The 13,747-nt window shown below is 71.7% G+C and carries 14 protein-coding genes; 10 read left to right on the top strand and 4 right to left on the bottom strand.

The features are described from left to right. The first annotated feature begins 7 nt into the window (after nucleotides 1–7). Nucleotides 8–559 (top strand): GPP34 family phosphoprotein, encoded by a 552-nt coding sequence (locus ABZS69_RS52540; RefSeq protein WP_355388295.1) that lies wholly within the window; start codon nucleotides 8–10, stop codon nucleotides 557–559. Nucleotides 560–607: 48 nt separating this feature from the next. On the opposite strand, the gene ABZS69_RS52535 is transcribed toward ABZS69_RS52540, so the two are convergent. Further along, nucleotides 608–1,576, bottom strand: coding sequence for a YafY family protein (locus ABZS69_RS52535; protein WP_355388292.1), 969 nt, complete (start codon nucleotides 1,574–1,576; stop codon nucleotides 608–610). Nucleotides 1,577–1,637: 61 nt separating this feature from the next. On the opposite strand from ABZS69_RS52535, the gene ABZS69_RS52530 reads away from it, so the two are divergent. From ABZS69_RS52530 to ABZS69_RS52515, 4 genes are all read left to right on the top strand, one after another. Then, complete coding sequence (locus tag ABZS69_RS52530) at nucleotides 1,638–2,210, top strand: DinB family protein (RefSeq protein ID WP_355388289.1); 573 nt, start codon at nucleotides 1,638–1,640, stop codon at nucleotides 2,208–2,210. A 1-nt stretch (nucleotide 2,211) separates the two neighbouring features. After that, nucleotides 2,212–2,649, top strand: a complete 438-nt coding sequence (locus tag ABZS69_RS52525) for a VOC family protein (RefSeq protein WP_355388286.1) — start codon at nucleotides 2,212–2,214, stop codon at nucleotides 2,647–2,649. A 74-nt stretch (nucleotides 2,650–2,723) separates the two neighbouring features. Next, nucleotides 2,724–3,980: a lamin tail domain-containing protein gene (locus ABZS69_RS52520; RefSeq protein WP_355388283.1), complete on the top strand. Its 1,257-nt coding sequence runs from the start codon at nucleotides 2,724–2,726 to the stop codon at nucleotides 3,978–3,980. Between the two features lie 362 nt (nucleotides 3,981–4,342). Continuing rightward, nucleotides 4,343–5,665 carry a glycoside hydrolase gene (locus tag ABZS69_RS52515; RefSeq protein ID WP_355388280.1) on the top strand — a complete coding sequence of 441 codons (1,323 nt, stop codon included), beginning with the start codon at nucleotides 4,343–4,345 and terminating at the stop codon, nucleotides 5,663–5,665. A 67-nt stretch (nucleotides 5,666–5,732) separates the two neighbouring features. Here ABZS69_RS52515 and ABZS69_RS52510 read toward each other — a convergent pair whose 3' ends face one another. From ABZS69_RS52510 to ABZS69_RS52500, 3 genes are read right to left on the bottom strand one after another with little or no spacing between them, the layout of a single operon-like run. Next, nucleotides 5,733–6,833 carry a 5-methyltetrahydropteroyltriglutamate--homocysteine S-methyltransferase gene (locus ABZS69_RS52510; RefSeq protein ID WP_355388277.1) on the bottom strand — a complete coding sequence of 367 codons (1,101 nt, stop codon included), beginning with the start codon at nucleotides 6,831–6,833 and terminating at the stop codon, nucleotides 5,733–5,735. Between the two features lie 6 nt (nucleotides 6,834–6,839). Next, nucleotides 6,840–8,330 (bottom strand): long-chain fatty acid--CoA ligase, encoded by a 1,491-nt coding sequence (locus tag ABZS69_RS52505; RefSeq protein ID WP_355388274.1) that lies wholly within the window; start codon nucleotides 8,328–8,330, stop codon nucleotides 6,840–6,842. A 51-nt stretch (nucleotides 8,331–8,381) separates the two neighbouring features. Then, nucleotides 8,382–9,188, bottom strand: coding sequence for a PaaX family transcriptional regulator C-terminal domain-containing protein (locus tag ABZS69_RS52500; protein ID WP_355388271.1), 807 nt, complete (start codon nucleotides 9,186–9,188; stop codon nucleotides 8,382–8,384). Nucleotides 9,189–9,310: 122 nt separating this feature from the next. On the opposite strand from ABZS69_RS52500, the gene ABZS69_RS52495 reads away from it, so the two are divergent. The 5 genes from ABZS69_RS52495 to ABZS69_RS52475 are packed head-to-tail and all read left to right on the top strand — an operon-like array spanning nucleotide 9,311 to nucleotide 13,711. After that, the gene (locus tag ABZS69_RS52495) at nucleotides 9,311–10,471 is read left to right on the top strand and encodes an ABC transporter substrate-binding protein (protein ID WP_355388268.1); all 1,161 of its coding nucleotides are present in this window, start codon (nucleotides 9,311–9,313) and stop codon (nucleotides 10,469–10,471) included. A gap of 3 nt (nucleotides 10,472–10,474) precedes the next feature. Next, nucleotides 10,475–11,230, top strand: coding sequence for an ABC transporter ATP-binding protein (locus ABZS69_RS52490; RefSeq protein ID WP_355388265.1), 756 nt, complete (start codon nucleotides 10,475–10,477; stop codon nucleotides 11,228–11,230). Continuing rightward, nucleotides 11,227–11,886 carry an ABC transporter ATP-binding protein gene (locus ABZS69_RS52485; protein WP_355388262.1) on the top strand — a complete coding sequence of 220 codons (660 nt, stop codon included), beginning with the start codon at nucleotides 11,227–11,229 and terminating at the stop codon, nucleotides 11,884–11,886. Before ABZS69_RS52490 ends, ABZS69_RS52485 begins: the two co-directional genes overlap by 4 nt. Beyond that, entirely contained in the window at nucleotides 11,883–12,743 is an 861-nt protein-coding gene (locus ABZS69_RS52480; RefSeq protein ID WP_355388259.1) for a branched-chain amino acid ABC transporter permease, read from the top strand. Before ABZS69_RS52485 ends, ABZS69_RS52480 begins: the two co-directional genes overlap by 4 nt. Continuing rightward, entirely contained in the window at nucleotides 12,740–13,711 is a 972-nt protein-coding gene (locus ABZS69_RS52475; protein WP_355388256.1) for a branched-chain amino acid ABC transporter permease, read from the top strand. The genes ABZS69_RS52480 and ABZS69_RS52475 overlap by 4 nt, the downstream gene beginning before the upstream one ends. Nucleotides 13,712–13,747: the final 36 nt, after the last annotated feature.

Here is a 13,747-nt window from a genome sequence, read left to right as displayed (position 1 = left end):
CGACACCATGAACCGGCTGCCGCTCCACGAGGACCTCTATCTCATCGCGCACGACCAGTCCGGCAGGCCCCTGGTCCACCGGTCGTCGCTGGCTCTCGGGCTGGCCGGCGCCGCGCTGCTCGAACTGACGCTCAGCGCCTCCCGCCCCGCTCCACCGGGCGACGTCAGGCTCCTGGTCAAGCGGACGGCGGACGGCCTCTACGACCGCACCCGTGCGGCCATGGTCGCCTCGGGCGTGCTCGTCCGGGTGCGCGGGCGCCGCCTGGGCATGCTGCCGTACACGCGACACCGGCTCGCCGACGTCGCCTCGGTGGTCCGCGCCTCTTCCGGGGTGCGCTCGGCGGTCGAGGGCTGGAAACCGCCGGACGCGCGGTGCGCCGCGCTGTGCGGGCTGGTGGCGGTGCTGCGGCTGGAGGCGGAGCTCTATCTCGACCAGCCGGCGAACCGGCTGGTCGGCCGCCTCCGCGAGATCGCCTCGGCCGCCTCGCCCGCGGTGGGCGAGGTGGTCGCGGTCGTGGACACCCTGGTCGGGGAGGCCGCCGTAGCGGTCTACCGCTAGCTGTTTCAGTCGGGCCCGCAGCTGTTTCCGCCAGGCCCGAGGCTTGTTTCAGCCGGCCCCGGCCACCCCGGCTATCGCCGCGAGGCGGCGGGCGAGCCGGGTGACGGCCTCCCGCAGACCTGCGGGCTCCAGCACCACCGCCTCGAAGCGAAGCCAGGCCACGTGCACGGCGAGCCAGTCCAGGTCGTCCCCGCCGAGGACGAGCACGCACCACCCGTCGCGATCGTCCTCGACCCGCCCCACCTGGGGCGGCACCAGCTCCCGCACCTGGTCGGGCCGGGCGCGCACCCGCACCCGGGCCACATACCGGTACGGCGCCTCGGCCACCGAACGCTGCACGTAGGCGACCGGGTCCGGATGCTCCCGCGCCCGGAAGCGCCAGGTCGTCGCCACCACCTCGCGCATCCGGTCCAGCCGGAACGTGCGCCAGTCGTCGCGGTCGACGTCCCAGGCCATCAGATACCAGCGGCGGCCGGTGGAGACCATCCGCACCGGCTCGACCGCGCGCTCGCGCTCCCCGCCGTCGCGGCCGGCGTACCGGAACCGCACCCGTACGGCGTCGCGGCAGGCCCGCGCGAGCGTCACCAGCACCTCCGCGTCGATCTCGACCCCGGGGCCGACCAGGGTCTCGGTGGCACCGTACACCGCCCGCACCTCGGCCCGCAGCCGGGGCGGCATCACCTGGTCGAGCTTGGCCAGCGCCCGCAGCGCCGCCTCGCCCGTCCCGGCGACCGTGCCCCCTGACGCCAGCCGCAGGGACACCGCCGTCGCGATCGCCTCCTCGTCGTCGAGGAGCAGCGGCGGCAGCCGCGTGCCCGCGCCGAGCTGGTAGCCGCCGCCCACGCCCGCCGTAGCGTGCACGGGATAGCCGAGCGCGCGCAGCCGCTCCACGTCGCGGCGCACCGAGCGGTCGGTGACCCCCAGCTCGGCGGCCAGCTCGGTGGCGGTCCAGGACGGGCGGCGCTGCAGCAGCCCCAGCAACCGCAGCACCCGCTCGGTCGTCGCCTCGACAGTCACACGCTCATCGTTCCACACATCACGGAACGTTCCTGTCCGCTATTTGGGGAACACTCAAGCCATGACCGACCAGACCTGGAACCCACTGCTCCGAGACCAGATCGACTGGCACTGGACTCATCAGCTGCGCGATCGCCTCGACGGGCTCACCGATGACGAATATTTCTATGAGCCGGCGCCCGGCTGCTGGAACGTACGCCCGCGCGGCACCGGCGACGCACCGGTGCAGGCCGGGACCGGCGCGGTGACGGTCGACTTCGCGATGCCGCCGCCCGAGCCGGCGCCGTTCACGACGATCGCCTGGCGGCTCGCCCACGTGATCGTCGGCGTGCTCGCGATGCGCAACGCCTCGCACTTCGGCCGCACGCCCACCGACTACTGGTCGTTCGAGTACGCCGAGACCGCGGACGCGGCGCTGGCCCAGCTCGACGCGGAGTACGCCACCTGGCTGGCCGGGGTCGAGTCCCTGGGCGAAGCCGGCCTCGCCCGGCCGTGCGGGCCGGCGGAGGGACCGTACGCCGAGCATTCGATGGGGGCACTCGTGCTGCACATCAACCGCGAGCTGATCCACCACCTGTCGGAGATATGCCTGCTCCGCGACCTGTACCTGCACACCCGACGGGAGGCGAGCTGAGATGGCCCGCGACGTACAGATCACCTTCGACTGCGCCGACCCGGCCCGGGTGGCCGCGTTCTGGGCCGAGGCCCTCGGCTACCGGCTGCAGGACCCGCCCAAGGGCTTCGAGTCGTGGGAGCAGGCCCTGGAGGCGATGGGCGTGCCGCCCGAGCGCCGCAACGACGCCTCGGCGGTGATCGACCCCGACGGCGCCGGGCCGCGGCTGTTCTTCCAGCGGGTGCCGGAGGGCAAGCAGGTCAAGAACCGCGTGCACCTCGATGTCCGGGCCGCCCCCGGGCTGGAGGGCGACGCGCGGATGGCGGCCCTGGAGGCGGAGGCCGAGCGGCTCGTCTCCCACGGCGCCACCCGGCTCCAGCGCCACGAGCCCGCTCCCCCGCTCAGCGGCGGTCACATCGTGATGGCCGACCCCGAGGGCAACGAGTTCTGCCTGGACTGACAGCGGCACGCCCCCCATGGACGCAGTGCGGTACGCGGGTTACGCTCCGCTCGCCACAAGATGGGGGGCAATCCATGACTTACACGCTTTTACGCGGGAACTTTGTGATCCGGTACGCGGATCTCCCGCGACAGGGCCCCGAGCCCGACGGTGACACCGTGAAGTTCCTGCCCGACTCGCCTGCGCTGGTGGAGGCGCTGCCGCGGCGCTCCGGCCACCCGCCGAAGATCAACCGCCGCGGCGTCTCCGTACGCCTGGAGGCCATCGACGCGCTGGAGACCCACTTCGAGGAGACGCACCAGCAGCTGGCCGGGGCCAACGCGGCCAGGGACGAGCTGCTGCGTCTCCTCGGGTTCACGAACGTGCTGTACTGGGACGACCTGCCGAACAAGGTGCGGTCGGCGGACCAGGACTCCGTCCGCGGGCACGTGCTCACGAACGGGGTCGACGCGAACGGCCGGCTGATCGGGTTCGCCTACGCGGGTGACCATCCGGGGGCCGACGGGGCCTCGGTGTTCCTGGACCCGCCGCTCGTGGACGCGTCCGTCAACGGCACGCTGCTGGCCGGGGGGCTGGTCTATCCGGCGTTCTACGCGACGCTGCCGGCGGAGCTGCGTACGCATCTGGCGGAGGTGTCGCAGGCGGCCAGGCGCAAGGCCGCCGGTATCTGGCCCGGCTCGACCGCCGACCCCAACGGCGCCGCCGTCGTCACGGGCCTGGCGGACGCCGAGCTCCTGGTGATGTGGCCGAAGCTGTTCCGCCGCATCGTGCCGTACTTCGCGGCCGGTTTCACGGACTTCGACGGCTTCGACGCCTGGCTGCGCGCGGACCCGGTCAACCGGGACGACGAGGTGTTCCTGCTCGGCAAGCTCGAACGCGGCAACCTGCACGACGTGGTCAAGGGGGCCGGGCGGCAGATCCAGCTCACGGTGTGGCCGGAGGACTTCATCATCGCCCCGGACCCGGCGCCGCCGGGCACCGTCGTCAAGCCGCCGCCGCTGGTCGCGGCCGGGGACCTGCTGATCGTGGCGGCCCTCCCCGACCCGGCGGGCGCCGACCGCGGCCACGAAACGGTCACCCTGCTGAACCTCACCGCGACCCCGATCGACCTGGAGGGCTGGACCCTGTCGGACGCCGCCGGCGGCCACCAGACCTTGACCGGCGGCATCGACGGTGGTGCGGCGCTGCGGGTGACGCTGGATGGCGGGGTACGGCTGGACAACGACGGCGACACCATCGTCCTGGCGGACCCGAAGGGCGTCTCGATCGACCAGGTGACGTACCAGGCGGACCGCGTCAAACCCGGCCACACCATCGCCTTCGGCCGCTAACCCCGAACGGGGCCGGGGCCCTCGGCCCCACCGGTCCGCACGTGCGGGCAAGGGGGATGGGCGAAGTGCGAGGGCAAGGGCGAACAAGCGCAGGCGCGGGGCGCGGAGTAGGCGCGGGCGCGGAGTACGCAAGCACGGGCGCGGCGCAGGCGAGCGCAAAGGGCGGGCGCGCGTAGGAGTGAGCGCGGGGTAGGCGCCGGGGTGGTGGAGCTCCTGGGTCTCGGGCTGCCGAAGGACCGAAAGTGCCGGAGGTCGGCGAAACCGCGCGCTGGCGCCTGTTGACGGGAGACCCCTCGACCGCTTACGGTTCCGGCGATATCGGTGAAACATATCGATATAATTCCGAAACTTTCGGAGGCGTCATGTTTCGTGGAGTCGTCGCGGTCGCCCTGCTCGGCCTCCCTGCGGTGAATCCCTCCCAGCCCCCCACCATCACCGTGAACGAGCACGTCAGGCACCAGGAGATCGACGGCTTCGGCATCTCCCAGGCGTTCCGGCGCAACGAACTGCTCAAAGCGCTGCCGGAGTCGCAGCAGCGCGAGGTCCTGGACCTGTGGTTCGACCGGGAGAAGGGCGCCGGGCTCAGCATCCTGCGGCTCGGCATCGGCTCGTCCAAGGCCGGCAGCCCGTACGACCAGATGGTGTCGATCCAGCCCGAGGACCCCGGCGGCCCCGGCGCCACGCCCAAGTACGAGTGGGACGGCGACGACAACAGCCAGGTGTGGGTGGCCAAGGCGGCCCAGGCGTACGGCGTGAAGCGGTTCTTCGCCGACGCCTGGAGCGCGCCCGGCTACATGAAGGACAACGGCGACGACAAGGGCGGCGGCACGCTGAAGCCGGAGTGGCAGCAGGCGTACGCGAACTACCTGGTGGCCTACACGAAGTTCTACGCCAAGGAGGGCATCAAGATCACCGACCTGGGGTTCACGAACGAGCCCGACTGGACGGCCACGTACGCGTCCATGCGCTTCACCTCGGAGCAGGCCGCCCAGTTCGCCAAGGTGCTCGGCCCGGTGGCCAAGGGCGTGCACGTGGTCTGCTGCGACTCGTTCGGCTGGAACCAGGCGAAGGCGTACACGGCCGCGATCGAGGCCGACCCCGAGGCCCGCCGCTGGGTGAAGACCCACACCGGGCACACGTACGCCAGCCCCGTGGACGGCCCGCTCCCGACGACCAGGAGGACCTGGATGTCGGAGTGGAACCCGAACGGCAGCACCTGGAACGAGAGCTGGGACGACGGCAGCGGCTACGACGGCTTCGCGATCGCGCAGGCCGTGCACGACGCGCTCACGCTGGGGAACGTCAGCGGCTACGTCTACTGGCTGGGCGGCTCGCGCGGCGCGACCCGGGCGCTGCTGCAGCTCGACGACGTGGCGAAGACGTATCACGTGTCGAAGCGGCTGTGGGCGCTGGCGGCGTACAGCAGGTTCATCCGGCCGGGGGCGGTCCGGCTGGACGCGGCGGCGGCGGATCCGGCGCTGAAGGTCTCCGCGTTCCGCAACCCGGACGGCTCGCGGGTCGTCGAGGTGCTCAACACGGGCACCGCGCCGGCCACCTGGCAGGGCGTGCGCGGGCGGGCGACCGCGTACGTCACGGACGGGGCCAACTCCCTCACCCCGTCCCCGGTGACGGGCCGCACGGTGACGCTGCAGCCGCGGGCGCTCACCACGATCGTCATCCGATAACGGGACCGCGGGAGCCCGGGCAGGTGCCGGCCCGGGCTCCCGACACGCACGGCCCGCCGTCGGCCGCTCAGCCCCAGACCTCCTGGGCCGTCTCGACGATCAGGCGGAGCTTGGCGAACTGCTCGTCGGCCGTGAGCTCGTTGCCCTCGACCGTGGAGGAGAACCCGCACTGCGGCGACAGGCAGATCTGGTCGAGGTCGACGAACTTGGCGGCCTCGTCGATCCGCCGCTTGAGCGTGTCCTTCGACTCCAGCTCGCCCCGCTTGGTCGTGACCAGCCCCAGCACCACCATCTTCCCGGGCGGCACGAAGCGCAGCGGCTCGAAGCCCCCGGACCGCTCGTCGTCGAACTCCAGGAAGAACCCGTCCACCTTCAGCTCGCCGAACAGCGCCTCCGCCACGTGGTCGTACCCGCCCGAGGCGGCCCAGGAGGAGCGGAAGTTCCCCCGGCACATGTGCGTGGTGATCGTCATCCCGCCGGGCTTGGCGGCCAGGGCGGCGTTGATCTGCTTGATGTAGCGCAGATGCATGTGCTCGGCGTCGTCCCCGCGCGAGCTCAGCTCCGCGCGCTGGGCCGGGTCGTTCAGGTACGCCAGGCTCGTGTCGTCGAACTGCAGGTACGTGCACCCCAGCGCGCCGATCCTGCGCACCTGCTCGGCGTAGGCCGCGCTCAGGTCCCGCCAGAACTCCTCCACGTCCGGGTAGACCTTGGGGTCGATGGCCGCCGGCCCGCCGCGGTAGTGGACCATGCTCGGCGAGGGGATGGTCAGCTTCGGCACGACCGTGGTGGCGGTGTCGCGCAGGAACGTGAAGTCGTCGGCGAAGATCGGCTCGTTCAGCCGGATCCGCTCCTGCACGCGCAGCGCCGCCGGGGTGAACTCGATGTCCCCCTGCTCGTTGTGGAAGCGCACCGTGATGTGCTCATCGGTGGCCTGGCCGATGCCGCCGAGCCGGTAGATGAAGTCCATGTGCCACGAGGCCCGGCGGAACTCGCCGTCGGTGGCGCTCTGCAGCCCGATCTCCTCCTGGCGGCGTACGACCTCTCTGATGGCCGCGTCCTCGGCCTCCCGCAACGCGTCGCCCGTGAGGGTCTCGCGGGCGCGGAGCAGCGCGGGCGGGCGGAGCAGGCTGCCGACGTGGTCCGCGCGGAAGGGCGGCGAGGTGCGCATCGCAGATCATCTCCTGTGGTCGTGGAGCTTGTGCCCGTAGAGCCGTCTGAGGTGGGCTTTGAGCAGCTTGCCCGCCGCGTTCTTCGGCAGCTCAGGGACGAATTCCAGATATTTCGGGATTTTGAAGCGGGCCAGGCGGCCGTCCAGGTACGCCAGCAGTTCGTCGGGCTCGATCGCGGCATCCGGCGCGGGCACGACCAGCGCCTTGCCCACCTCGCCCCACCTGTCGTCCGGCACGCCGATCACCGCGCACTCGGCGACCGCGTCGTGCCCGAACAGGACGCTCTCCACCTCGGCCGGATAGATGTTCTCGCCTCCGGAGATGATCACGTCCTTGAGCCGGTCGGAGATGCGCACGTAACCGTCCTCGTCGGCGACGCCGACGTCACCCGAGCGGAACCAGCCGTCCGCCGACAGCACCTTCGCGGTCTCCTCCGGCCGCCGCCAGTAGCCGGCCATGACATTGGGCCCCTGTACGTACACCTCGCCCGGCTCGCCGGGACCCGCCGGGGCGCCGTCGGGCGCGACCAGCCGTACGTCGGAGAAGAAGCACGGCACCCCGGCCGAGCCCGCCTTGGCGATCGAGTGCTCGGGCCCGAGGAAGAGGGCCCCGGGCGCCGTCTCGGTCATGCCGTACCCCTGCAGGAACGTCAGCCCCCGATCCTGATAAATCCGGATCAGCGGCTCGGGCACCGGCGCGCCCCCGCACAGCAGGTGCCGCAGGCTCGACAGATCGGCCCCCGCCCAGCGCGGCGAGTGCGTGAGGAAGCCGAACATCGACGGCACCCCGAACATCACCGTCACCCGCTCCGCCTCGATCAGGTCGAACGTCCGGTCCACGTCGAAGGAGGGCTCCAGGACGACCCGGCCGCCCTTGAGCACGGTCGGCACCAGCGTCTGGGCCAGCGCCGCGATGTGGAACAGCGGCGCGCTGACCAGCGTGACCTCGTCGTGCGCGAGCGGCACGTCGACCAGCAGGTTGAAGGTGTTCCAGGTCAGGTTGGCGTGGGTGAGCATGGCCCCCTTGGGGCGTCCCGTGGTCCCGGACGTGTACATGATCAGGCACACGTCCTCCTGGCGCACCGGCTCGTCGGTCGGCTCGGGCGAGCCGGAGGCGAGCAGCGCCTCGTAGTCGGCGGCTCTGACGTGCCGACCCGGCAGCCCCTCCCCGTCCTGCTCCTCGCCCAGCACGAGGACCGACGCCTGCGCGTCCTCCAGGATGAACCGCAGCTCCGGCCTGGCCAGCCGGGCGTTGAGCGGCACGAACACGGCCCCCACCAGCCCCGCCGCGAAGAACGTCTCCACCGTCGCGGGCTGGTTGACCCCGAGGAAGGCGACCCGCTCGCCGCGCCCCACGCCGAGCGCCGAGGCCAGCCGGTAGATCCGCTCGCTCAGCTCACCGTACGTGCGATCGTGTCCCCGGTACGTCACCGCCACCCGTTCGGGCGTCATGCGGGCCCGGCGCGCGGGCCACGAGCCAATCCCCTGATTCCGCATCGGCGCTCCTTGACGCTCAAGCCCTCAAGTTAGGCCACTGGGCGATGGCTGTCACCGTTCTGCCCAAGTTTCGTCGGGCACAACGTCAAGAAGCCGCTCCGCGATCCGCGCCGCCTCCGGCCTGAACCGCTCGTGCAACGCGTGGCAGACGCGCTGGGCCTTCTCCGCCGGCCAGTCGTGCGGCAGGTAGCGCAGCGGCAGCCGCGGATCGGCCCTGATGATCTGCAGCCAGCCGGTCAGCAGGGTCAGCGAGCGCGCCAGGTCGTCGGGCGCGTCCGGCGCCGGGTCGGCCCGGTCCCAGCCGCGCAGGAACCCCCGGTAGCGCTCGCCCAGGCCCGACAGGTCGTAGGCGTCCCCGACCAGCGCCTGCATGTCGGTCGGGTGTCTGGGCTCGGCGGAGAAGACCTTCACGTTCGCACCGAGGTCCTCGATCACGTGCGCGGCGTCCACGTCGCCCGGCGCGATCCACAGGCCGTTCTGCAGCGGCCCGAACCCGGCCCAGACCAGCCGCGAGCGCAGCTCGTGCCGCTGGCGCTGCCAGGACTCGGGCAGCGAGAAGCCGATCAGCGTCCAGCGATCCTCGTCCGCGTCGTTGACCACGCCGCTGTGCCAGATGCGCCGCTCGCCGTCTTTGAGCACCTCGGTGCTCGTCGGGGTGAGGCCGAAGTACATGCGGCGCCCCGACCGCTGGCGGCGCAGCAGGCCGCGGCGGACCATCCGGGTCAGCGTCGAACGCGTCGCCTCCTCCGAGATCCCGACCTTGGCGAACGCCTCGATGAAGCTGCCCGACGACACGCAGATCCCGCGACCGTACACATGATCGCCGAGGAACGTCAGAATCACCGACTGAGGCCGCATCGAAGCCCTCCCGACGAGATTGGGCAGTCTATTGACAGCCGTAATATAACTGCCTACATTCAGGGCCACATCCCAGGAGGTCCTGAATGCGCAGGCTTCTTCCTTCTCTGGTTTGTCTCGCGTTGGCCGCGACCGCCTGCGGCGGTGATTCCGGCGGCGGTGGCTCCGGCGGCGGTGCCCAAGACCCGATCCAGGTCGGCCTGATCGTCTCCCTCACCGGCAACTACACGCCGCTGGGCAGCGAGGACAAGAAGGCCGTCGAGCTGGCCGTCGAGCAGGTCAACGCGCAGGGCGGGCTGCTCGGCCGCAAGGTGGAGCTGGTCACGCGCGACGACAAGACCGCCCCCGACCAGGGCATCGTGGCCTACAACCAGATCAAGGGCGACATCGACGTGCTGATCGGCCCGGTGTTCTCCAACTCGGCGCTGGCGGTCGAGCCGCTCGCGCAGCGCGACAAGATGCCGTACCTGTCGCTGGCCCCGGCCCAGGAGCAGGTGGAGCCGATCAAGTCGTACATCTTCGTCACCCCCGCCCTGTCCAGCATGTACGCCGAGCGCTACCTGCAGTACCTCCAGGCCAAGGGCATCAAGACGATCGCCGTGGCCTGGGACTCCAAGAGCGCCTATTCGGTCTCCGGCCACAAGTCGATGGTCGCGCTCGCGTCCAGGTACGGCGTGAAGATCGCCGTGGACGAGCCGTACGAGACGACCACCTCCGACTTCAGCCCGCTCTTCACCCACGTGCGCGACTCCGCCGCCGAGGCGCTGGTGTTCTGGGGGTCGGGCGCGCCCGGCGTGACGGCGGCCAAGCAGTACGTGGCCTCGGGGCTCAAGACGCCGCTGTTCCTGACCGCGTCGCAGGCCAGCAAGCTGTGGCTGGAGCCGATGGGCGGCGCGGCCGAGGGCATGACCGTGCAGAGCGCCATCGGCGTCGTCGGCGAATACCTGCCCGACGGCAAGCAGAAGCAGATCATCGAGCAGATGGCCAAGCCGTACCAGCAGAAATACGGCTATCCGCCGCCGCAGTTCGCGCAGGACGGCTACAGCGCGAGCCTGCTGCTGTTCGAGGCGATCAAGAAGGCGAACAGCACCGACAAGGCCAAGGTGCAGCAGGCCCTGGAGAGCATGGACCTGGTCACGCCCAACGGCCGCTTCCGCTACTCCCCCACCGACCATTCCGGGCTCTCCCCCGAGTTCATCTCGGTCAACACGGTGCAGAACGGCAAGTTCGTTCCCACCGACTGGGCCAAGGAGCAGCTCACCAAGACCGTCGGCGCGGGGTAGCGCGTGCTGAAGGTCACCGGGCTCTCCCGCTCCTTCGGGGGCGTCTACGCCGTCCGCGACGTGTCCCTGACCGTCGCGGACGGCGAGGTCTGCGGCGTCATCGGGCCGAACGGGGCGGGCAAGTCCACCTTGTTCAACCTGATCACCGGCCATCTGGCGGCCGACCACGGCCAGATCTCGTTCCTCGGGCACCGGGTGGACCGGCTCGCGCCACACCGGCGGGCCCGGCTCGGCATGTCGATCGTGTTCCAGGCGGCCAGGGTGTTCCGCGGCATGACGGTCAGGGAGAACGTCATGGTCGGGATGCACGGCCGTACCGATGCCGGGTTCGTGTCGGCGGCGCTGCGGCTGCCGCGGCACCGGCGCGACGAGCGCGAGATCACCGCCGAGGCGGACGCCGTGCTGAGCCGCGTGGGGCTGGCCGAGTGGGCGGACCGGCCGGCCGAGCTGCTGCCCATCGGGCAGCAGCGGGCGCTCCAGCTCGGCCGCGCCCTGTGCGCGCGGCCCCGGCTGCTGCTGCTCGACGAGCCCGCCTCCGGGCTGCGCGGCCAGGAGCGCGAGCGGCTCGCGGCGCTGGTGGAGGAGCTGCGCGCGGACGGGCTGACGATCCTGCTCGTCGAGCACGACGTCGCGTTCGTGACCCGGCTGGCCGACCGCGTGGTGGTGCTCGACCTGGGCCGGGTCATCGCCGAGGGCTCGCCCGCCGAGGTGCGGGCCGATCCGCTGGTGCTCGCCGCCTACCTCGGACAGGCCTCATGATCGACGTCAAGGACCTGGTCGTCTCGTACGGCACCGCGACCGCGCTCGAACACGTCACGCTCACGGTGGGGCGGGGCGAGATGGTCGCGCTGCTCGGCCCGAACGGCGCGGGCAAGTCCACGCTGGCCAACACCCTCGCCGGGCTGCTCCGGCCCACCTCGGGCACGGTGGAGATCGAGGGCAGGCTGGCGCTCATCCCCGAGGGCCGCCAGCTCTTCCCCGACCTGTCCGTCGCCGACAACCTGGCGCTCGGCGGATGGCGGTCGGGCCTGCGGGATCCCTCGTCCGTGTACGAGCTGCTGCCCCGGCTGGCGGAGCTGGCCGGCCGGCGGGCCGGAGTGCTGTCCGGGGGCGAGCAGCAGATGGTGGCGTTCGGGCGGGCCCTGATGTCGCGCCCCTCGGTGCTGGTGGTGGACGAGCTGTCCCTGGGGCTCGCGCCCAACGTGACCGCCGACCTGGCCGAGCACCTCGCCGAGCTGAACCGGGAGCAGGGGCTGACCGTGCTGCTCATCGAGCAGAACGCGCGGCTGGCGTTCGAGCTGTGCCGGCGGGCGTACGTGCTGGAGGCGAGCCGGGTGGTGACCGAGGGCGAGTGCGCGGTGCTGGCCGACGATCCCCGGGTGGCCAGCGCGTACCTGGGCGGGGCTATCACATGAGCGCCTTCCTCACGTACCTGCTGAACGGGCTCGCGGTCGGGTGCTCGATCGCGCTCATCGCCAGCGGCCTGGTCGTGATCCACCGGGTCACGGGCGTGGTGAACTTCGCGCAGGGCACGTTCGCGGTGGTCGCCGGGCTGTGCACGTCCTCGCTGCTCGGGCTGGGGTTCCCGCACGGGCTGAGCGAGGTGGCCGCCGTCCTGGTCGCGGGGTTCGCGGGGCTGCTGACCGGCCTGGCCGCCATCGGCCGCCGGGGCACCACGCAGCTGTCGTCGCTGATCGTGACGCTCGGCGTCGGCGTGCTCGCGTACTCGGTCGAGATCGTCCTGTGGGGTGACCAGCCGCGCTCGGCGCCCGGCCTGGCGGGCTCGGTGACGCTCGCGGGCGCGCGCATCCAGACGCAGCACCTGCTGGTCATCGGCGTGACGGCGGCGGCGTTCGCCCTGCTGGCGCTCTTCTTCGGGCGCACCTACCTGGGCAAGGCGCTGACGGCCTGCGCCTCCAACCCGTACGCGGCCCGCGTGGTCGGGATCGACCCGCGGCTGATGGGGCTGCTGGCGTTCGCGCTGGGCGGGCTGCTCGGCGGGGTCGCCGGGGTGCTGGTGACGCCGCTGCGGCCGATCTCGTTCGACACCGACGTCACGCTCATCGTGAACGCCTTCGCCGCGGCCGTCTTCGGCGCGCTCACCCGGCCCGTGATCACGCTGGCCGGGGCGCTGCTGCTGGGCGTGGCCGAGACCATGGCCGCGGGCTACGGCTACGGGTCGCACCAGTTGGAGGTGGCGCTGGGTCTCATGATCGTCGTCATGATCGTACAGGCGAGCCGGCGCTCGGCTCTCTCCCAGGAGCAGGCGTGATCCGCCTGGCGGCCGGGCTACTGGCCGCGGCCGGGACGCTGGCGCTGCCCCTGGTGCTCGACGACAGCGCGCTGGCCGTGTACATCCTGCTCGGGCTGGCCGCGATGGTCACGGTCGGGGTGTCGCTGCTGATGGGCTACGCCGGGCAGGTCTCGCTGGGCCAGGGCGCCTTCTACGCCGTCGGCGCCTACACCGCCGCGCTGCTGGCGCTCAACGGCGTGCCACCACTGGCCGGACTGGTCGCCGCACCCCTGGTGGCGGCCGGGTTCGCGCTGGTGATCGGCGTGCCGCTGCTGCGGCTGCGCGGCCACCATCTGGCGTTCGCCACGCTGGCCATGCAGCTCATCCTGCTCTCGCTGGCCGGGCAGCTGGAGTTCACCGGCGGGGACATCGGGCTGCAGGCCATCCCGCAGTTCTCGATCGGGTCGTTCGAGGCGGGCGGCGCGTCCGCGTACGCGTACCTGACCTGGATCGGGCTGGCGCTTGTCATGCTGGTGACGCGGAACGTGATCACCTCGCGGCCGGGCCGCGCCCTGCGCGCGCTGGCCACCAGCGAGACCGCCGCCGCGTCCTCGGGGATCCCGGTCGGGCGGTACAAGCTGGCGGTGTTCGCACTGTCGGCGGCGTTCGCGGGCCTCGCGGGCGGGATCTACTGCTTCTACACGGGGTACGTGGCGCCGGGCTCGTTCCCCGTGCTCATCTCGATCCAGTACATCGTGATGGCCGTGGTCGGCGGGCTGGGCACGATCTGGGGCGCCGTGGCCGGCGCGACCGCGATCACGCTGCTCGTGCAGGGGCTGAACAGCCTGGCCGCGCTGCCGGGGATGCCGTCGTACGCGCCCAGCGTGCTGTCGTACGCCGTGTACGCGCTCGTCCTCATCCTGGTCGTGCTCTTCCTGCCCCGCGGCCTGCTGCCCGCCGTCTCCGACCGCCTCAACCGGAACCGCCCACCCGTCGAAACCCGCTGACTTCCGCCCCTGCCCGGCGCTTTCGGGGGATGATTC

Source organism: Nonomuraea sp. NPDC005650 (assembly GCF_040605375.1).
Taxonomy (GTDB): domain Bacteria; phylum Actinomycetota; class Actinomycetes; order Streptosporangiales; family Streptosporangiaceae; genus Nonomuraea.
This window is presented reverse-complemented; position numbering and strand designations above follow the sequence as displayed.